At 69.6% G+C, this 18729-nt stretch carries 16 protein-coding genes and 1 tRNA gene; 6 read left to right on the forward strand and 11 right to left on the reverse strand.

Annotated features, from left to right (window positions below):
- The first annotated feature begins 101 nt into the window (after nt 1-101).
- The 3 genes from OG870_RS19050 (at nt 102) to OG870_RS19060 (ending at nt 3722) form a co-directional block, all read left to right on the forward strand.
- Nucleotides 102-1130, forward strand: a complete 1029-nt coding sequence (locus OG870_RS19050; RefSeq protein ID WP_266515696.1) for an SGNH/GDSL hydrolase family protein — start codon at nt 102-104, stop codon at nt 1128-1130.
- A 314-nt stretch (nt 1131-1444) separates the two neighbouring features.
- Nucleotides 1445-2665 (forward strand): acetyl-CoA C-acetyltransferase, encoded by a 1221-nt coding sequence (locus OG870_RS19055; RefSeq protein ID WP_266515698.1) that lies wholly within the window; start codon nt 1445-1447, stop codon nt 2663-2665.
- A gap of 280 nt (nt 2666-2945) precedes the next feature.
- Nucleotides 2946-3722, forward strand: a complete 777-nt coding sequence (locus OG870_RS19060; RefSeq protein ID WP_266588376.1) for a hypothetical protein — start codon at nt 2946-2948, stop codon at nt 3720-3722.
- 3 nt (nt 3723-3725) lie between these two features.
- Here OG870_RS19060 and OG870_RS19065 read toward each other — a convergent pair whose 3' ends face one another.
- Nucleotides 3726-4037, reverse strand: a complete 312-nt coding sequence (locus OG870_RS19065; protein WP_266515701.1) for a hypothetical protein — start codon at nt 4035-4037, stop codon at nt 3726-3728.
- Nucleotides 4038-4141: 104 nt separating this feature from the next.
- On the opposite strand from OG870_RS19065, the gene OG870_RS19070 reads away from it, so the two are divergent.
- Nucleotides 4142-4372, forward strand: a complete 231-nt coding sequence (locus OG870_RS19070) for a DUF4287 domain-containing protein (RefSeq protein ID WP_266515704.1) — start codon at nt 4142-4144, stop codon at nt 4370-4372.
- 84 nt (nt 4373-4456) lie between these two features.
- Here the strand turns inward: OG870_RS19070 and OG870_RS19075 are convergent, their stop codons facing one another.
- From OG870_RS19075 to OG870_RS19085, 3 genes are all read right to left on the reverse strand, one after another.
- On the reverse strand, nt 4457-5365 hold the full coding sequence (locus OG870_RS19075) for a Bax inhibitor-1/YccA family protein (RefSeq protein WP_266515707.1): 909 nt from the start codon (nt 5363-5365) through the stop codon (nt 4457-4459).
- Between the two features lie 226 nt (nt 5366-5591).
- Nucleotides 5592-6767, reverse strand: a complete 1176-nt coding sequence (locus OG870_RS19080) for a 4-hydroxybenzoate 3-monooxygenase (protein ID WP_266515710.1) — start codon at nt 6765-6767, stop codon at nt 5592-5594.
- Nucleotides 6768-6899: 132 nt separating this feature from the next.
- Nucleotides 6900-6986: transfer RNA gene (locus OG870_RS19085), tRNA-Leu, on the reverse strand.
- Between the two features lie 403 nt (nt 6987-7389).
- Here OG870_RS19085 and OG870_RS19090 point away from each other — a divergent pair.
- Nucleotides 7390-8217, forward strand: coding sequence for an ABC transporter ATP-binding protein (locus OG870_RS19090; RefSeq protein ID WP_266515713.1), 828 nt, complete (start codon nt 7390-7392; stop codon nt 8215-8217).
- Complete coding sequence (locus OG870_RS19095) at nt 8217-10745, forward strand: ABC transporter permease (RefSeq protein ID WP_266840074.1); 2529 nt, start codon at nt 8217-8219, stop codon at nt 10743-10745. The genes OG870_RS19090 and OG870_RS19095 overlap by 1 nt, the downstream gene beginning before the upstream one ends.
- Before the next feature lie 67 nt (nt 10746-10812).
- Here the strand turns inward: OG870_RS19095 and OG870_RS19100 are convergent, their stop codons facing one another.
- The 7 genes from OG870_RS19100 to OG870_RS19130 form a co-directional block, all read right to left on the reverse strand.
- The gene (locus tag OG870_RS19100; protein WP_266584003.1) at nt 10813-12108 is read right to left on the reverse strand and encodes a class I SAM-dependent methyltransferase; all 1296 of its coding nucleotides are present in this window, start codon (nt 12106-12108) and stop codon (nt 10813-10815) included.
- Between the two features lie 257 nt (nt 12109-12365).
- Nucleotides 12366-13751, reverse strand: coding sequence for an NAD(P)/FAD-dependent oxidoreductase (locus OG870_RS19105; protein ID WP_266515721.1), 1386 nt, complete (start codon nt 13749-13751; stop codon nt 12366-12368).
- A gap of 445 nt (nt 13752-14196) precedes the next feature.
- Nucleotides 14197-15138: a Ppx/GppA phosphatase family protein gene (locus OG870_RS19110; protein ID WP_266840071.1), complete on the reverse strand. Its 942-nt coding sequence runs from the start codon at nt 15136-15138 to the stop codon at nt 14197-14199.
- A gap of 189 nt (nt 15139-15327) precedes the next feature.
- Nucleotides 15328-15858: a DUF501 domain-containing protein gene (locus OG870_RS19115; RefSeq protein ID WP_266515727.1), complete on the reverse strand. Its 531-nt coding sequence runs from the start codon at nt 15856-15858 to the stop codon at nt 15328-15330.
- A 24-nt stretch (nt 15859-15882) separates the two neighbouring features.
- Nucleotides 15883-16359: an FtsB family cell division protein gene (locus OG870_RS19120; RefSeq protein WP_266515730.1), complete on the reverse strand. Its 477-nt coding sequence runs from the start codon at nt 16357-16359 to the stop codon at nt 15883-15885.
- A gap of 112 nt (nt 16360-16471) precedes the next feature.
- On the reverse strand, nt 16472-17758 hold the full coding sequence (eno, locus tag OG870_RS19125; RefSeq protein WP_266520351.1) for a phosphopyruvate hydratase: 1287 nt from the start codon (nt 17756-17758) through the stop codon (nt 16472-16474).
- A 284-nt stretch (nt 17759-18042) separates the two neighbouring features.
- On the reverse strand, nt 18043-18726 hold the full coding sequence (locus tag OG870_RS19130) for a transglycosylase family protein (RefSeq protein WP_266515733.1): 684 nt from the start codon (nt 18724-18726) through the stop codon (nt 18043-18045).
- Between the last annotated feature and the right edge of the window lie 3 nt (nt 18727-18729).

Here is an 18729-nt window from a genome sequence, read left to right on the forward strand (position 1 = left end):
GCCTACGGCTCAACAGAGCCGTTCACGCGCCGTTGAGATTGGCGGGAGGTCGGTACGGGGCAAGGAGTGGATGTACGGCTACGAGGAGGTGGCGGCGACGTATGACGAGCATGTCGAGGGCGCGGGTGGCCCGGCGGATCGCGGCCGGAGCGGCGTACGGCGGTGGCGGGATCGGCCTGGCCGGCGCGGCCGCCGTGGGTCTGCTGCTGGCGGAGGTCCGGATGGCCAGGCGGACCGTGGGCAACGGCTCCAGCGGTCGGGTCCCGGTGGCCGACGGTCTCTACGGAAACTCGTACGCCATCCCCGACGAACCGCCCCTGCGCCTGACGATGCTCGGTGACTCCACGGCCGCGGGCCAGGGTGTCCACCGGGCGGGCCAGACCCCGGGCGCGCTGCTGGCCTCGGGCCTCGCGGCGGTGGCTGAGTGCCAGGTGGAGCTGCACAACGTGGCCCTCCCGGGGGCCACGTCCGACGATCTGGACCGCCAGGTGGCCCTGGTCCTGGCGAACCCCGCCCATGTGCCGGACGTCTGCGTGATCATGATCGGCGCGAACGACGTCACCCACCGCATGCCGGCCACCCGCTCGGTGCGCCATCTGTCGTCGACGGTGCGCAGGCTGCGTACGGCCGGCGCGGAGGTCGTCGTCGCCACCTGTCCCGACCTGGGCACGGTGGAGCGGGTGCAGCAGCCGTTGCGCTGGCTGGCCCGCCGGGCCTCCCGCCAGCTGGCGGCGGCCCAGACGATCGGCGCCGTGGAGCAGGGCGGCCGCACGGTGTCGCTGGGCGACCTGTTGGGCCCCGAGTTCGAGGCGAACCCCCGCGAACTGTTCGGCCCCGACAACTACCACCCCTCGGCCGAGGGCTACGCGACCGCCGCGATGGCCGTCCTCCCCACCGTCTGCGCGGCCCTGAACCTGTGGCCGGCGGAGGAGGAGCGCCCGGACGTCTCCCGCCGCGAGGGCTTCCTCCCGGTGGCCCGCGCGGCAGCGGAGGCCGCCTCGGAGGCAGGCACGGAGGTCACGGCAGCGATGCCGACGGGCCCACGCGGCCCATGGGCCCTGCTCAAACGAAGGCGCCGCCGCCGGGTACCGGAGCCGGAACGCTCCCCGGCCCAGCAACCGTCACCGTGACCTCACCTGCTGAGTTCAGCCCCCTCCGGACCTGCTGAACTCAGCCCTCCGGACCTGCTGAACTCAGCCCCTCCGGCGTTTGAGGAGCGGGGGTCCGGGGGCGGGCCCCCGGGTCGGGACGGGAAAGGGCGGCGGGGGCGAAAAAAGCAAGCGCTTAGAAAATTGCGGCCAGGGTCACACCCCGACACCGGTGACCGAGCTGATACGTACGGGTAACTTCCAAGAGCAGCCCGACACCCCGTACTCCCGCCCGTCACCCGCCCACCGCCCCTCAACGAGGCGCTACGCGCCGCCCCTTCTTGTCTGGAGCCGTAATGCCCGAAGCCGTGATCGTCTCGACCGCCCGCTCCCCCATCGGCCGCGCCTTCAAGGGCTCCCTCAAGGACCTGCGCCCCGATGACCTCACCGCCACGATCATCCAGGCGGCCCTGGCGAAGGTCCCGGAGCTGGACCCGAGGGACATCGAGGACCTGATGCTCGGCTGCGGCCTCCCCGGCGGCGAGCAGGGCAGCAACCTCGGCCGCATCGTCGCCGTGCAGATGGGAATGGACCACCTCCCCGGCTGCACGATCACCCGTTACTGTTCCTCGTCGCTGCAGACCTCCCGTATGGCACTGCACGCCATCAAGGCCGGCGAGGGCGACGTCTTCATCTCGGCCGGCGTCGAGATGGTCTCCCGCTACACGAAGGGGAACTCCGACAGCCTCCCCGACACGCACAACCCCCTCTTCGCCGAGGCCGAGGCCCGCACCGAGGCCGTCGCCCAGCAGGAGGGCACCACCTGGCACGACCCGCGCGAGGACGGCCTGGTGCCCGACCCGTACATCGCGATGGGCCAGACCGCCGAGAACCTCGCCCGCACCAAGGGCGTCACCCGCCAGGACATGGACGAGTTCGGCGTCCGCTCGCAGAACCTCGCCGAGGAAGCCATCAAGAACGGCTTCTGGGAGCGCGAGATCACCCCGGTGACGCTTCCGGACGGCACGGTCGTCTCCAAGGACGACGGCCCGCGCGCCGGCGTCACCCTGGAAGGCGTGGCGGGCCTCAAGCCGGTCTTCCGCCCGGACGGGCTCGTCACGGCCGCCAACTGCTGCCCCCTGAACGACGGTGCGGCCGCGGTCGTCATCATGAGCGACACGAAGGCCCGCGAGCTCGGCCTCACCCCGCTCGCCCGCATCGTGTCGACCGGCGTCTCGGGCCTGTCCCCCGAGATCATGGGCCTCGGCCCGGTCGAGGCCTCGCAGCAGGCGCTGCGCCGGGCCGGCCTGACCATCGACGACATCGATCTGGTCGAGATCAACGAGGCGTTCGCCGCCCAGGTGATCCCCTCCTACCGCGACCTCGGCATCGACCTCGACAAGCTGAACGTCAACGGCGGTGCCATCGCCGTCGGCCACCCCTTCGGCATGACCGGCGCCCGCATCACCGGCACGCTCATCAACTCCCTCCAGTTCCACGACAAGCAGTTCGGCCTGGAGACGATGTGCGTCGGCGGCGGCCAGGGCATGGCGATGGTCATCGAGCGCCTGAGCTGAACCTCTCGGTAGCCAACACGGCACCCACCGTGAGCCGATGGCCCGGAGTCCGGGAAACCCCGGGCCTCCGGGCCGTTTTGTGATCCAATCTCCCCCAGGATGTGACCTATCTCCCTTAGCAGGGGGATTTACGCAGGTCAGCCTGTTACGGCGCTAAACCCCGGGCCCAAACTCCTGCCCGTTTCGTGACGTTACGCACTGACAGCTGGTTAGTCCGCCCTTCAAGCTGATGTAGGAAGTCGGGGGTCGACTTTGAACCGGGAGTACGTCAGTGAGCGCCATGCCGATCGCCTTGTTGGTCATCACGGCCGCCACGGGCGCCGTGGGCGTCGCCGTCCTGCGCACGCTCATGGTGCTGCGCCGTGAGGTCGCGGTACTGCACACCCAGCTCGCCGAGAACCGCCCCGCGCGCGGTCTCGTGCCGGCCGCCCGTCTCTCCTCGGAGGCCGACGAGATACGCGCCGCCGTGGCCGAGGCCCTTGCCGAGGAGCGCGAGCGTGAACTCGCCGAGGCGCGTGCCTTCTGGGCCGCCCAGGAGGCCCGTGACGCCTCTGACACGCCCTCGCTGCTGGGCCTGGCGGACAGCGAGCTGTTCCTGCCGCGACAGAGCGATTTCCTCGGCCTGGAGCCGCTGGAGCCGGTGAGCGAGCCGACCGGGGACACCGAGGAGTTCGCCGGGGACTCCCCCGAACTGGCCGCCGCCCGCCGCCGCCACCCCTCCCACCCGGACTTCGTGCCGGTCCAGTCACCGGTCGTGAACGACCATGAGCGCACGGTGGCCACACTGGAGGAACTCGCCGCGTCCCGCGTGGAACTGGCCGACGTCCGCCCGGGCCCGCTGGGCACCCTCGACGTCTACGTCTTCGCCGACGGCACCACCCTGTGCATGACCCCGGGCCACCGCGAGACGGCGGAACGTCTCGCCGCCGCTCTCCGCGCCGGCGAAACCCCGGTTCTGCTGGGCGGTTCGGGTATCTCCGGCGCCTACACGCTGACGTTCGAGTGCGGCGAGGAGAACGTCTACATCCTGGCGGACCGGGTCATAGCGTCCCTGTAGGGATCACACCCCGGCCCGCTTCTGCGCCTGAGCCACGAGTCCCACCGCTTCCTCGACCGAGCCCTCGTCCGTCAGTACGAGGGCCAAGTCATGTGCGGCCACGGTGATCTGGTCGGCGGCGGCGAACATCCCGGCGTCCGGCATCTCGCGCGGCTCCACGCCCGGCTGCTCCAGAGCCTGCGCCCGCCGGGCCAACTCCCTGGCCAGCGCCAGGGCCTCGGAGGCACCCCCGCGTTGCAGCCGGCTCTGCGGCGCGGCCCTCAAACGGTCGGCAAAGTGATCCACAGCTCGCGTCAGGGGTGTCGTATCAACCACGGCAGGAGCCTACGCGGCGCCGCAGGACTGTTGCCAACAGGCGAACGCTCAGGCACGGTGACCTGAAGGACCGGCTTACATCCCCTTTGCGTTCGGAGGCGCCGATGTCCCACGTCCTCTCTGAGGAGACCCACCGCAACATGCTCGCCCGCATCCCCCACTGCACCGGTCGTGAAGTGTCCGACTGGCTGCGCACCGTCGAAGAAGGCCCCGCTCTCTTCCGCTTCGAGGAAAAGGTCAGCTGGCTCCGCCACGAGCACAACCTCGCGTACGGCCACGCGAAGGCGATCATTCACGAGTACGACCTGAGGAGGGCGGCGCGCAAACTGCTCTAGCGCGCACCACGACATGGCGAAGGGCCCCGGTGGAGAAAACACCCGGGGCCCTTCGCGACAGCCGCTGAGCGGACTGCCGGCGGACTAGTCGTTGCTGTTGAGGATAGCGATGATCCGCAGGAACTCCATGTAGATCCACACCAGCGTCAGCGTCAGGCCGAAGGCCGCCAGCCACGCCTCCTCGCGGGGCGCGCCGTACGCGATGCCGTCCTCGACCTGCTTGAAGTCCAGGGCGAGGAAGCACGCGCCGAGCAGGATGCCGACGACGCCGAAGAAGACGCCGAGCGGGCCGCTGCGGAAGCCGAGGCCGTCACCGCCGCCGAAGACGGCGAACAGCAGGTTCACCATCATCAGCAGCACGAAGCCGATCGCGGCCGCCATCACGAAGCCGTAGAACCGGCGGTTGACGCGGATCCAGCCCGCCTTGTAGGCGACCAGAACACCGGCGAACACCGCCATCGTGCCGATCACGGCCTGCATGGCCGCGCCGCTCGCGATGCGCTGGTCGACGATGCTGGAGACCACGCCGAGGAAGACACCCTCGAACGCGGCGTACGACAGGATCAGCGCAGGCGAGGCCTTGCGCTTGAAGGACTGGACGAAGGCCAGGACCATGCCGACCAGCGCGGCGCCGATGCCGATGCCGTAGGACCGGCTGATGTTGGCGTCGTCGACCGGCAGCAGCGCCCAGGCGAGCGCGGCCGTCACGATCAGGGTGCCGAGCGTGGACGCCGTGCGCAGCACGACGTCGTCCATCGTCATCCGGCCGGTGGTGGCCGGGGCCTGCGGCGGGGCACCCTGCTGCAGGCCCTGCTGGGCGTACGGGTTCTGCGCGTAGGGGTTCTGCGCGTAGGGGTTGCCGGCCGGCTGGGCGTACGGGTTGCCCTGCGTGCCGACGGCGGGTCCCCCGGCCTGCGGCGCGGCGTTGAAGCCCGCGTAGCCGTTGTCGCGGCTGAACCCCCGTCGCGAGAAGACCGGGTTTCTGCTCCTCATTGCACTCCTCCGTGGCCGCACTGCGCGGGCCTTGGCATCAGGGTAATGGGTAGGCAAAGGATTGACCCTAGTGCTTGGGGAGGATCTTTCCCTCGTCGTGCTGCGCAACACGCTACGCGGGTCCGTGATTCCCCTCACCGCAGGGGCCCATTCATGACCGATCCGCGACATGGCCGGAACCGGCCGGAGATCACCCCCTTATGCCACCCGTACCTCGCCCGGTCCCTCACTCCAGCGGGAAGCCCGTGTAACCCTCGGCGAGGTCGGTCTCGGCGGCGCGGGAGGTCGCGATGCGGTCGAGACGGGCGAGCTGGAGCCGGGCGTCGAAGGGGGTGGCGTCGGGGGCCGGATGGAGCATGGTCGTCATGTCGTACGAGAACCGCTCGGCCTGCCAGACGCGGCGCAGACAGGTCGCCGAGTAGGCGTCCAGGAGGTCGTCCGAGCCGGTCTCCTTCCGGTGCGTCAGCGCCCGCGCGAAGGTGACGACGTCCCCCACGGCGAGGTTCAGCCCCTTGGCGCCCGTCGGCGGCACGATGTGTGCCGCGTCGCCGGCGAGGAAGAGGCGGCCGTGGCGCATGGGCTCGTGGACGTAGGACCGCATGGGTGTCACCGACTTCTGGGTGATCGTCCCGCGCTCCAGCCGCCAGCCGTCCGCCGTCTCGAAGCGGCGCTCCAGCTCCGCCCAGATCTCGTCGTCGCTCCACGCCTCGGCGTCCGTGCCCTCGGGCACCTGGAGGTAGAGGCGGGAGACGGACGGGGAGCGCATGGACAGCAGGGCGAAACCGCGGTCGTGGCGGGCGTAGACGAGCTCGTCGTGCGAGGGCGGCACGTCGGCGAGGATGCCGAGCCAGCCGAAGGGGTACGTCCGCTCGAAGACCCGGGTGAGCTCGGCGGGGATCGCCTTCCTCGCGACGCCCCAGAAACCGTCGCAGCCGACGACGTAGTCGCACTCCAGAACGTCCTCGCGGCCCTCGTGGCGGAACCGCACCCGCGGGCTGTCGCTGTCCGCGCCCTCGACGGCCAGTGCCTCGGCCTCGAACAGCAGCGGTCCGCCCTCCTTGAGCTGCAGGGCGATGAGGTCCTTGCACACCTCGGTCTGGGCGTAGACGGTCACGGATCGCCCGCCGGTGAGGGCGGGGAAGTCCACGCGATGACGCCGCCTCTCGTACCGCAGCTCGATGCCGTCGTGCCGCAGCCCCTCACGGTCCATGCGCTCACCGGCGCCGGCCGCGCGCAGCACGTCCACCGTGCCCTGTTCGAGGATCCCGGCGCGCTGGCGCTGCTCGACGTAGGCGCGGTCGCGGCTTTCGAGCACGACCGAGTCGATTCCGGCGTTGTGGAGCAACCGGGCCAGGAGAAGTCCGGCGGGGCCGGCTCCGACGATGCCTACGGTGGTGCGCATCCCGCATCCTTTGTTCGTCCAGTGAAAATTACTTCACCAACCTTCGAAGGGAGTTTCCGTCCGCCCCGGCCCTCTGTCAACGGGTCGCGCGGTGAAGTCTTCAATGCAGGATGCAGCGAGCGAACGACGTGGTGGTGCCCGGAGCCGGACTTGAACCGGCACGCCCGCGAAGGGGCAGCGAGGTTTAAGCTCGCCGTGTCTGCATTCCACCATCCGGGCAGGCCATGGGCTCCGCATCGAGGTTCCGAGCCTATCGGGATACGTCCCCCGAACAGTGGAACGTCGGACCGATGTTGTCTTATTTTATTGACTTCTGAGGGTGCATCAGCCCGTGGACTGGGCCATCCGCACTTGCCAATAGCCTTGCGTGCGGCGGTCGCCCGCGCATGCGGAATGACGGAATTTCACCGCCCGAACGAGGGTGCTCCACCGGTTCTTGACGTAAGCGCTTGCCCATCGCGGCTGTCAGGGGTGCCCGTCATCCCCAGGTATGACACGAGGGCCGGGGGTCCGACCCGAGTCTGCCTTCGGAACCGGAACAGCGGCTGACTACACGGCAAGGATCAGCCACCACGATGGAACACGTCCCTTCCACACGTCGTCCCGCGAGGAGTTCCTTCCCGTGACCACCACACCCGTCGCCGGCCGGGCCACCAGCACCGTGGCCGCACGCGCCACGGATCTCTCGAAGATCTACGGACAGGGCGAGACCCAGGTGGTCGCCCTCGACCGGGTCTCCGCCGACTTCCACCAGGCAGAGTTCACCGCGATCATGGGCCCCTCCGGGTCGGGCAAGTCCACGCTGATGCACTGTGTGGCCGGACTCGACACCTTCTCCTCCGGCTCCGTGCGCATCGGCGAGACCGAGCTCGGATCGCTGAAGGACAAGCACCTCACCAAGCTGCGCCGGGACAAGATCGGGTTCATCTTCCAGGCGTTCAACCTGCTGCCGACGCTGACCGCCCTGGAGAACATCACCCTCCCGATGGACATCGCGGGCCGCAAGCCCGACAAGCAGTGGCTGGACACCGTGATCGGGATGGTGGGCCTGAGGGACCGGCTCGGGCACCGGCCCGCCGAACTCTCCGGCGGCCAGCAGCAGCGCGTCGCCGTGGCCCGCGCCCTCGCCTCCAAGCCGGACATCATCTTCGGCGACGAGCCGACCGGAAACCTCGACTCCCGCGCCGGCGCCGAGGTACTGGGCTTCCTGCGCAACTCCGTAAGGGAGTTGGGGCAGACCGTCGTCATGGTGACCCACGACCCGGTGGCGGCGGCCTACGCGGACCGGGTCGTCTTCCTGGCCGACGGCAGGGTCGTCGACGAGATGATCCAGCCGACGGCCGAGAAGGTCCTCGACTTCATGCGGCAGTTCCCTTCGGGCGGTCAGACCAGCGGCTCCGCCGCGCGGCCCCAGACCCCCGGATTCGACGCGAAGGGCCGTACGAGCTGATGTTCCGCACCGCCCTGCGCAACGTACTCGCGCACAAGGCCCGGCTCCTGATGACCGTGCTCGCCGTGATGCTCGGCGTGGCCTTCGTCTCGGGGACGCTGGTCTTCACCAACACCATCTCGGACGCGTACCAGAACAGTTCGGCCAAGGGCTTCGGCCAGGTCGACGTCGCCGTGCAGGCCAAGTCCCAGGAGGACAAGGGCAACACGATCAGCAAGAGGCCCGAGCTCACCCAGGCCGTGCTCGACCGGAGCGCGAAGGTGCCGGGGGCCGCGTCCGCGATCGGCGTGGTGGGCGGCTTCACTGCCATCGCCGACAAGGACGGCAAGCTCATCGGCGGTGGCTTCCAGTCGCAGGGCGGCAACTACTGGGGCGCCAAGGACCCGCGCTACCCACTGACGTCCGGCAGCGCGCCGCACGGCGGGAACCAGGTCGCCATCGACTCGGAGACCGCACACCGCGCCGGGTACAAGGTCGGTGACACGGTCCGGCTCTCCGTCGACGGCCCGGTCCTCACGCCGACGATCACCGGCATCTTCACCACGGACGACGGCAACGTCGCCGCCGGCGGCAGCCTCGCCCTCTACGACACTCCCACCGCGCAGAAGCTGTTCGGCAAGGCGGGCACGTACGACGAGATCGACGTGAAGGCCGCCACCGGCACCTCCCAGACCGCGCTGAAGGCCGGACTGGACAAGGCACTGGGCACGAAGCTGGTGGAGACCACCACCGCCCGGCAGCTCGCCGACGACCAGGCCGAGCAGATCTCGTCGTCGATGAGCGGGCTGAAGCAGGGCCTGCTGGTCTTCGCGGGTATCGCGCTCTTCGTCGGCACGTTCATCATCGCCAACACCTTCACCATGCTGGTCGCCCAGCGCACCAGGGAGCTGGCGCTGCTGCGGGCGGTCGGCGCCTCCCGCCGCCAGGTCACCCGCTCCGTGCTCATCGAGGCCTTCGTGGTCGGTGCGGTCGCCGGCGTGACCGGACTGGTCGCGGGCATCGGCATCGGCGCCGGCCTGCGCTCCCTCATGAACACCCTGGGTGCCACGGTCCCGGACGGGCCGCTGGTCATCTCGCCCGGCACGATCGCCAGCGCCCTCGTGGTCGGCATCGTCATCACCATGCTCGCCGCCTGGCTGCCCGGCCGCCGCGCCGCGAAGATCCCGCCGGTGGCCGCGATGAGCAGCGTGCACGCGAAGGCGACGACCAAGTCCCTGGTGCTGCGCAACACGCTCGGCGCCCTGTTCAGCGCCGCCGGCATCGCGGTGGTCCTGGCGGCCACGACGATGGACGGCTCGGACGGGCAGGCCCCCATGGGCCTCGGCGCGGTGCTGCTCATCATCGGCGTCTTCATCCTGACGCCGCTGCTGTCCCGCCCGCTGATCGCGGCCGCGTCACCGCTTCTGAGGGCCTTCGGTGTCTCGGGCAAGCTGGCCCGCCAGAACTCGGTGCGCAACCCGCGCCGTACGGCCGCCACCGCCTCCGCGCTGATGATCGGGCTGACCCTCATCACCGGCATGACGGTGATGGCGGGCAGCCTGCAGAAGTCGATCGACAAGATGGCGTCGTCCGCCATCAGGGCCGACTACGTGGTCTCCATGGCGAACGGCAACGAGCTCTCGCCGGACGTCGACAAGAAGCTGAACGCCACCGCCGAGGTGACCGCCACCAGCCCGCTGCGCAACGTCTATGCGCGCATCGACGGCACGGGCGAGTCCCTGACCGGGGTGAACGGCTCGGCGATCGCCGACCTGACCGATCTGAAGGTGGACAGCGGCGCCTTCAAGGTGGGCGCCACGCAGGCTGTCGTGGACGAGGACACGGCCAAGTCCCGTGGCTGGAAGGAGGGTTCGAGCTTCACCGCGCACTACGAGGACGGGAAGTCGTCCCGGCTGACGGTCTCCGGCGTCTACGAGGGCAACGAGTTCATCCAGGGCATCCTGGTCGACAGCGGGACCGTCACCCCGCACATGACCGATCCCGGCGACATGCGGGTGCTGGTGAAGACGGCCGACGGCGCCTCCGGCACGACCAAGGACAAGCTGGAGAAGGCCCTCGGCACCAACCCGGCCATCAAGGTGCAGAGCAAGCAGGACCTGTCCGACGACGTCGCGAAGATGTTCACGCTGATGCTGAACATGCTCTACGGCCTGCTCGCCATGGCGGTGATCGTCGCGGTCCTCGGCGTCATCAACACCCTGGCCATGTCGGTCTTCGAACGCTCGCAGGAGATCGGCATGCTCCGCGCGATCGGCCTGGACCGCAAGGGCATCAAGCGCATGGTCCGCCTGGAGTCCCTGGTGATCTCCCTGTTCGGCGGTGTGCTCGGCATCGGTCTCGGCGTGTTCTTCGGCTGGGCGGCCGGCGAACTCATCGGCACGAAGATGGCGACGTACGAACTGGTCCTGCCCTGGACGAGGATGGCGGTCTTCCTCCTCCTGGCCGCGACGGTCGGCATCCTCGCCGCCCTGTGGCCGGCCCGGCGTGCGGCCCGCCTGAACATGCTGACGGCCATCAAGTCGGAGTAGCCGTAAGGCAGTCGGGGCCCCGTCCGGTCTCACCGGACGGGGCCCCGACTGCCGTGCTCGTACGGCGTCACGCACCCCAGGTGCGGGAGCGCAGCGGCATCCCCGACGCGCCGTCCTCCGGCGCCCTGACCGCCAGCACCTGGTTCACGCCGATGCGGTTGCGCTCGAAGGCGAGGGCGCAGGCGGCCATGTACAGCAGCCAGACACGGGCGCGCCCCGGACTGGTCAGCCGTACCGAACGCGTCCAGTCCGCCTGCAGGTTGGCCACCCAGCGGCGCAGGGTGAGCGCGTAGTGCTCGCGGATCGACTCGACGTCGCGCACCTCGAACCCGGCGCGTTCGAGCTGGGTGACCGTCGTGCCGACCGGGGCGAGCTCACCGCCGGGAAAGACATACGCGCCGATGAACTCATCGAGGTTGTACGTCGATTCGTCGCGCTGCGGCCGGCGGGCGATCTGGTGGTTGAGCAGCCGGCCGCCGGGCCGCAGCAGCCGGTACAGGTCCTCGGCGTACTCCAGGTACCGCTCGGCGCCGACGTGTTCGGCCATCCCGATGGACGAGATGACGTCGAACGGGCCGTCGACGACGTCCCGGTAGTCCTGCACCCGGATCTCGACCCGGTCGGTCAGCCCCTCGCCGGCGACGCGCTTGCGGGCGTACGCGGCCTGTTCGTGGGAGAGCGTGATGCCGACGACACGTACGCCGTGCTCGCGTGCGGCGTGGATGGCCATCGAGCCCCAGCCGCAGCCCACGTCGAGCAGACGCTGACCGGGCGTCAGGTCGAGCTTGCGGCAGACGAGTTCCAGCTTGTCGCGCTGCGCCTGTTCGAGGGTGGCGTCCGGGGAGGGCCAGTAGGCGCACGAGTACACCATGGACGGGCCGAGGACGATCTCGTAGAAGTCGTTGCCCACGTCGTAGTGATGGCTGATGGCGCGTTTGTCGGTGCGCTTGGTGTGCAGATGGGTGCGGGCTCTTCGGACCTCCTCGCGGGGCGGTGCGGGCGGCAGCGGCAGTCTCGCGACCTTCACCAGTCCGCGGGCGGCGGCCCGCACCTGCGGGTCCCTGAGCGCCTCCAGGAGGCTCCTGGCGTCCTCGCCGCGCTCCCACACCAGCGTCGAGATCAGGTCGAGGGCCGTGTAGAGGTCGCCCTCGATGTCGAGGTCCCCGGCGACCCAGGCGCGGGCGAGACCCAGCTCCCCCGGTTTGAACAGCAGCCGCCGCACGGCCCGGCGGTTGCGCACGACCAGCGCGGGCGCGCCCGGCGGCCCGGCCTCCGAACCGTCCCAGGCGCGGATGCGCAGGGACAGCGGCACACCCAGCAACTGTTCGACGAGGCTCTTCAGCCGCAGCGCGGCGTCGGCCATGGCGCACACCTCCGTGAGGAGCGATCCCGGAATGTCCAACACCACGTAAACAAAAAAGGGGTGGCTGCGCAGTCCCCCAGCAGCGTTACAGCTGGGCAAAATAGGTGCAGCGGCCATGTATCAGCCCGTCCGGCGTTTGAGGACGAGGCCGTCCAGGCCGAAGGGGGGCCGGGGGCTCAGCCCCCCGGGAACGCCGAAGGGCCTCCCGCACCACGGATGGCGGGAGGCCCTTCGGTTCGTTCAGTGACCGGAGGCGGTCAGGAGGCCTTGGCCTCGGTCTTCTCCGGCTTGGCCGCCGCGGGCGCAGGCACCGGCTTGGCCGCCTCGTAGAACTCCTCGCGCGGGTGCTCCATCGCGCCGAGGGAGACGACCTCGCGCTTGAGGAACATGCCGAGGGTCCAGTCGGCGAAGACGCGGACCTTGCGGTTCCAGGTCGGCATGGCCAGACCGTGGTAGCCGCGGTGCATGTACCAGGCGAGACGGCCCTTGAGCTTGATCTTCATCTTGCCCATGACGATCATTGCGACGCCCTTGTGCAGGCCCAGACCCGCGACGGCGCCCTTGTTGCCGTGGCTGTAGTCCTTCTGCGGGAAGCCCCGCATGCCGGAGATCACGTTGTCGCCGAGGACCTTGGCCTGACGCAGCGCGTGCTGGGCGTTCGGCGGGCACCAGGCGTTCTCGTTGCCCGCCTTGCGGCCGACGAGGTCCGGGACCTGGGCGTTGTCGCCGGCGGCCCAGATGTAGTCGGTGCCCTGGACCTGGAGGGTCGGGGCGCAGTCGACGTGACCGCGGGGGCCCAGCGGCAGGCCGTAGCGGGACAGCACCGGGTTCGGCTTGACGCCCGCCGTCCACACGATGGTGTTGGAGTCGACCTCGAGGCCGTTCTTCAGGACGACGTGGCCGTCGACGCAGGAGTCCATCGAGGTGGAGAGGTAGATCTCCACGCCGCGGCTCTCCAGGTGCTCCTTGCCGTAGGCGCCCAGCTTCGGGCCGACCTCGGGAAGGATCTTGTCGGCGGCGTCGACGAGGATGAAGCGCATGTCCTCGCGGGACACGTTCTTGTAGTACTTGGCCGCGTCGCGGGCCAGGTCCTCGACCTCGCCGATCGTCTCGGCGCCCGCGAAGCCGCCGCCGATGAAGACGAAGGTGAGCGCCTTGCGGCGGATCTCCTCGTCCTTCGTGGAGTCGGCCTTGTCGAGCTGCTCAAGGACGTGGTTGCGCAGGCCGATGGCCTCCTCGACGCCCTTCATGCCGATGCCCTGCTCGGCGAGGCCGGGGATCGGGAAGGTGCGGGAGACCGCGCCGAGCGCGATCACCAGGTAGTCGAAGGGCAGCTCGTACGCCTCGCCGACCAGCGGGGCGATCGAGGCGACCTTGCGGTCCTGGTCGATGGTGGTGACCCGACCGGTGAGAACCTCCGCCTTCGGCAGCACGCGTCGCAACGGGACGACGACGTGGCGCGGGGAGATGTTGCCGGCGGCGGCTTCGGGGAGGAAGGGCTGGTAGGTCATGTACGACCGGGGGTCGACGACCGTGACGGTCGCCTCGCCGTAGCGCATCTTCTTCTGGATACGCCGAGCTGCGTACAGGCCTACGTACCCACCGCCTACTACGAGGATCCTGGGACGCTCCGTGGTGCTCATGCCATCGAGTATCCACCCGCCTCAGGGGGGTCGCTCGTGCGCCCCTTCACAAGCTCTTGCAGGGGGTGTGTTATCCTCCGCGACTCACATGCCACAGGCCTCGGCAGGGCGGGTGGCTCCGGGAGCGGTACGTCCCGTTGTCAATGCCGCGTGAGCTGCCTCTCCGGGTCCAGAAGGTGGCCGTGAGACCCTCCGGAACACCCCCGCGGAAGGCCCTCTCGCGACCCTCTCACCTGCCCCTATTGAACGCGTTCAAGGGCCTGTTGACCCCCGGAAGGTCCAACGGGGCGCTCTTTCGTGCTTCCACCGGGCGGAATTCCTTGTGAAGAACTTCACGAACTTTCCCGGCGGCGTGTCGCCGAAGGGCCCCGAAAGGCCCCACGGCCGCGCTCATACGCTATCCGACCTGCTCGTCCGAGAGCTACTGATCGGTAACGAAGGAGACCTAAGCCACCGACCACGCGATGCCGTCGAGGATGTCGTGCTCGCTCACCACGACCTCCTCCGCCCCGGTCCGCTCCATGATCGAGAGCAGTACGAGGGCCCCCGCCGCGATGACGTCGACGCGCCCCGGGTGCATGGAGGGGACGGCTGCCCGCTCGGCGTGGGTGGAGTGAAGCAGCCACTCGGTGATCTCGCGGACCTTGTCGTGCGGGACACGGGAGTGGTGGATGCGCCGCGAGTCGTACTCGGGCAGTTCCTGCGCGATCGCCGAGATCGTCGTGACCGACCCGGCGAGCCCGACCAGCGTGCGCGCCTCGCTGAGCGGAACCGTCTCCTCGGCGACATCGAGGGCCCGCTCGATGTCGGCCCGCATCGCCGCGATCTGCTCGTCGGTCGGCGGGTCGGTGACGGCGCCCTCCCGCACCAGGTGCCGCTCGGTCATCCGCACACAGCCGACGTCGACCGAGCGCGCCGCGCGCACGTGCTCCTCGCCCACGACGAACTCGGTCGAGCCGCCGCCGATATCCACGACGAGATACGGCTTGGCGAGGTGGTCGCTGCCCGTCAGTTCCCTGGTCGCGCCGGTGAAGGAGAACTCGGCCTCCTGGTCGCCGGAGATGACCTCGGGTTCGACGCCGAGGATGTCGAGCACGCCGCGCACGAACTCGTCGCGGTTGTCGGCATCCCGGGAGGCCGAGGTGGCCACGAAGCGCAGTCGCTCGGCGCCGTGCTCCTTGATGATCGCGGCGTACTCACGGCAGGCGGCGAACGTCCGCTCCAGCGCCTCGGGGGCGAGCCGCCCGGTCCGGTCGACGCCCTGTCCGAGCCGCACGATGGTCATGCGCCGGTCCAGATCGACCAGTTCACCGGTGTCCGGGTCCGCGTCGGCGACGAGGAGACGGATGGAGTTGGTACCGCAGTCGATGGCAGCGACCCGGGTCATGGTGTGAGCCCTTCTGCGTGAGCTTTTGAACGCCGGCCAGGTGTCTTCAGACCGACCGGCACTTGAGAACACCGGTCAGGCATCGTCAGCCCGTCCGGCGTTTGAGGACGAGGCCGTTCAGGCCGAATCGGGGGTCCGGGGGCGCAGCCCCGGGGGGTCGCTGCCCCGGGGACGCGATGGCACCACCGGTCACTCCTCGGCTGCACCCGGCGGCACAACACACGGCCCCTTGAGCCACCACTCCGGCAGCATCGCCAGTGCCTCGTCGCCGAGGGGGTTCACGCCAGGCCCCGCGGCCAGAGAGTGCCCCACCAGCACGTGCAGACACTTCACCCGGTCCGGCATGCCACCGGCGCTCGGGAACCCCTCCAGCACCTCGATCTCGTCCCGGCGCCGGATGTAGTCCTCATGCGCGGAGCGATACGCGGCGGCAAGTTCCGGATCGGACTGCAGCCGCTCCGTCATCTCCTTCATGACGCCGTTCGCCTCCAGCGTGCCGATCGCCGAGGCGGCGCGCGGGCACGTCAGGTAGTACGTCGTCGGGAAGGGCGTGCCGTCGGGCAGGCGCGGCGCCGTCTCGACGACGTCCGGCTGACCGCAGGGGCAGCGGTGCGCGATGGCGCGCAGCCCGCGCGGCGGCCGCCCTAGCTGCTGCTTGAAGGCCTCGACGTCCGCGTCGGTGGGCTCGGTGCGCGGGGTGGGCGGCGGGGGCGTTTCCATGCCTGTACTGAATTCCTCTGTCGGTTACTGGTCGGAGGCGTCTGACTTGTCGACCCCGTCCCAGACGTTCGTGTACCAGGGGCGGTCGGCGGCGCCGAGTTCGGCCCGCGACTGCTTGGCGGCGTTCGGGTCGATGACGACGTAACCCGTCTCGCCCGGCATCACATAGTGCAGCCGCAGCCGGATCTGCTGCTCGGCGTACGCGTCGTCCTGCCAGCGTGCCTTCAGGTCGCGCAACTGCTCGACCCGCTCCTTGGCCTGTGCCTTCTGCCGCCGGAGGTCGGCGATGTCGGAGCGCTGGGAGACGTACTGCCTTATGGGATACGCGAGGGCGACGACCAGCGAGCACAGGACCAGGGCGAGCAGCGCCGCCCGGCCGGTGAGGCGCGAGCGGCGGGCCTGGCGCTTGGTCTGGGAGCGGTAGACACGGGCCGCCGTCTGCTCGCCGAGCAGCTTGATCCTGGTCGCGGTGGAGAACCGGTCCCGGTCCTTCACGGCCATGTTCCCCGCCTCCCGTTCACACGCGCGTACGTCCCCGCACACGGTACGGGACCGGTACGGGGACGTACGTACGACTGGCTAAGGATTGACCCCGGAGGGTCAGCCCGGAAGGTCAGACCTTGAAGCGCGGGAAGGCCGAGCGGCCCGCGTACTCCGCGGCGTCGTCGAGGATCTCCTCGATGCGCAGCAGCTGGTTGTACTTGGCGACGCGGTCCGAGCGGGCCGGGGCGCCGGTCTTGATCTGGCCGCAGTTCACCGCGACCGCGAGGTCGGCGATGGTGACGTCCTCGGTCTCGCCGGAGCGGTGGGACATCATGCACTTGAAGCCGTTGCGCTGGGCCATCTCGACGGCGTCCAGGGTCTCGGTCAGCGAGCCGATCTGGTTCACCTTGACGAGCAGGGCGTTGGCGGTGCCCTCCTCGATGCCGCGGGCCAGGCGCTCCGGGTTGGTGACGAACAGGTCGTCGCCGACGATCTGGACCTTCTCGCCGATCCGGTCGGTGATGACCTTCCAGCCGGCCCAGTCGTCCTCGTACAGCGGGTCCTCGATGGAGACGAGCGGGTACGCGGAGACGAGCTCCTCGTAGTACTCGGTCATCTCGGCGGCCGAGCGGGACTTGCCCTCGAACTCGTACTTGCCGTCCTTGTAGAACTCGGACGCGGCGACGTCGAGCGCGAGCGCGATCTGCTCGCCGGGGATGTAACCGGCCTGCTTGATGGCCTCGATGATGAGATCGAGCGCGGCGCGGTTGGACTCCAGGTTCGGGGCGAAGCCGCCCTCGTCGCCGAGGCCGGTGGACAGGCCCTTGGTCTTCAGCACCTTCTTGAGGGTGTGGTAGACCTCGGCGCCCCAGCGCAGGGCCTCGGAGAAGGACTCCGCGCCGATCGGGGCGATCATGAACTCCTGGATGTCCACGTTCGAGTCGGCGTGCGAGCCGCCGTTCAGGATGTTCATCATCGGAACGGGCAGCAGGTGCGCGTTCGGGCCGCCCAGGTAGCGGAAGAGCGGGAGGTCGCTGGCCTCGGAGGCGGCGTGGGCGACGGCCAGGGAGACGCCGAGGATGGCGTTGGCGCCGAGGGAGCCCTTGTTGTCGGTGGCGTCCAGGTCGAACATGGCCTGGTCGATCAGGCGCTGCTCGGTGGCGTCGTAGCCGACGAGCTCCGGGCCGATCTGCTCGATGACGGCGAGGACGGCCTTCTCGACACCCTTGCCGAGGTAGCGGTTGGGGTCACCGTCGCGCAGCTCGATGGCCTCGAAGGCGCCCGTGGAGGCGCCGGAGGGGACGGCGGCACGACCCGTGCTGCCGTCGTCGAGGCCTACCTCGACCTCGACCGTGGGGTTGCCTCGGGAGTCCAGGATTTCCCGGGCTACGACGACGTCGATGGACGGCACGAGCATCTCCTTCATGAATGTGACGCGGCTACCGCAGTAGCGCAGTGGCTCTGCGAGACGAGCCTAACCGCCTCCGGCCGATCGGCCACGCTGCCGACCATCCCTTGAGCAGAACCGAGAGTAAATTGTTTCCGAACGGAACAAAGCGTGGACGCAAAAAGAACCCCGCCCCGGTGCGTACGGGGGAACACGCACCGGAGCGGGGAGCCCGTGGGGACGGGGGCCTCACGTGTCCTCCATGGTGGAGGACACGGATGGGCGGGCGCTGTGGTTCAGCTACCGGCGGGCCGTCACTTCAGGTGCAGCTGCTGGCCCGGGTAGATGAGGTTGGCGTCGGAGACGATGTCCTTGTTCAGCTTGAACAGCTTCTGCCAGCCGCCCTTGACGCCGTGCTTCTCGGCGATCGAGCTGAGGGTGTCGCCCTTGACGACCTTGTACTCGCCGTCGCCCTTCTTGACCTTCTTGCCGGTCGGGGTGGTGACGGTCTTCTGGCTCTTCTCGGTCTTCGCGGCCGGGCGCTCGGAGGAGCGGGAGGCGGCCTGCGAGTCGGCCGAGCGGTTGGCGGTGCTGTTGCTGCTGGAGGCACCGGCGCCGTTGTAGGCGGCGCTGGACAGGCCCGTGCCGCAGACCGGCCAGGCGCCCTTGCCCTGAGCGGCGAGAACCTTCTCGGCGACGGCTATCTGCGCCGACTTGGAGGCCTGGTTGGCCTGCGCGGCGTAGGCGGTGCCGCCGTACGCGGCCCAGGTGGACGCGGAGAACTGCAGGCCGCCGTAGTAGCCGTTGCCGGTGTTGATGGACCAGTTGCCGCCCGACTCGCACTGGGCGACGGCGTCCCACTCGGAGGCGGTGGCGGCGGAGGCGCTGCCGGCCGCCATCAGCGGGGCGGCGATGGCGACACCGGTGACGCCGGCGATCGCGGCGGCGCGGGTGGCCTTGGACGGACGACGGTGCTTGCCCTTGCCGGAAAACAGCATGGT

Origin of the sequence: Streptomyces sp. NBC_00461 (genome assembly GCF_036013935.1) — a bacterium.
Lineage (GTDB): Bacteria > Actinomycetota > Actinomycetes > Streptomycetales > Streptomycetaceae > Streptomyces.

What these genes read in the sequence shown, in the direction of transcription:
- OG870_RS19100 (WP_266584003.1), bottom strand. Translation starts at nt 12,108, where the DNA reads ATGGCCGACGCCGCGCTGCGGCTGAAGAGCCTCGTCGAACAGTTGCTG.
- OG870_RS19105 (WP_266515721.1), bottom strand. Translation starts at nt 13,751, where the DNA reads ATGAGCACCACGGAGCGTCCCAGGATCCTCGTAGTAGGCGGTGGGTAC.
- OG870_RS19060 (WP_266588376.1), top strand. Translation starts at nt 2,946, where the DNA reads ATGCCGATCGCCTTGTTGGTCATCACGGCCGCCACGGGCGCCGTGGGC.
- OG870_RS19115 (WP_266515727.1), bottom strand. Translation starts at nt 15,858, where the DNA reads ATGGAAACGCCCCCGCCGCCCACCCCGCGCACCGAGCCCACCGACGCG.
- OG870_RS19075 (WP_266515707.1), bottom strand. Translation starts at nt 5,365, where the DNA reads ATGAGGAGCAGAAACCCGGTCTTCTCGCGACGGGGGTTCAGCCGCGAC.
- OG870_RS19080 (WP_266515710.1), bottom strand. Translation starts at nt 6,767, where the DNA reads ATGCGCACCACCGTAGGCATCGTCGGAGCCGGCCCCGCCGGACTTCTC.
- OG870_RS19120 (WP_266515730.1), bottom strand. Translation starts at nt 16,359, where the DNA reads ATGGCCGTGAAGGACCGGGACCGGTTCTCCACCGCGACCAGGATCAAG.
- eno (WP_266520351.1), bottom strand. Translation starts at nt 17,758, where the DNA reads ATGCTCGTGCCGTCCATCGACGTCGTCGTAGCCCGGGAAATCCTGGAC.
- OG870_RS19050 (WP_266515696.1), top strand. Translation starts at nt 102, where the DNA reads ATGACGAGCATGTCGAGGGCGCGGGTGGCCCGGCGGATCGCGGCCGGA.
- OG870_RS19070 (WP_266515704.1), top strand. Translation starts at nt 4,142, where the DNA reads ATGTCCCACGTCCTCTCTGAGGAGACCCACCGCAACATGCTCGCCCGC.
- OG870_RS19110 (WP_266840071.1), bottom strand. Translation starts at nt 15,138, where the DNA reads ATGACCCGGGTCGCTGCCATCGACTGCGGTACCAACTCCATCCGTCTC.
- OG870_RS19055 (WP_266515698.1), top strand. Translation starts at nt 1,445, where the DNA reads ATGCCCGAAGCCGTGATCGTCTCGACCGCCCGCTCCCCCATCGGCCGC.
- OG870_RS19095 (WP_266840074.1), top strand. Translation starts at nt 8,217, where the DNA reads ATGTTCCGCACCGCCCTGCGCAACGTACTCGCGCACAAGGCCCGGCTC.
- OG870_RS19130 (WP_266515733.1), bottom strand. Translation starts at nt 18,726, where the DNA reads ATGCTGTTTTCCGGCAAGGGCAAGCACCGTCGTCCGTCCAAGGCCACC.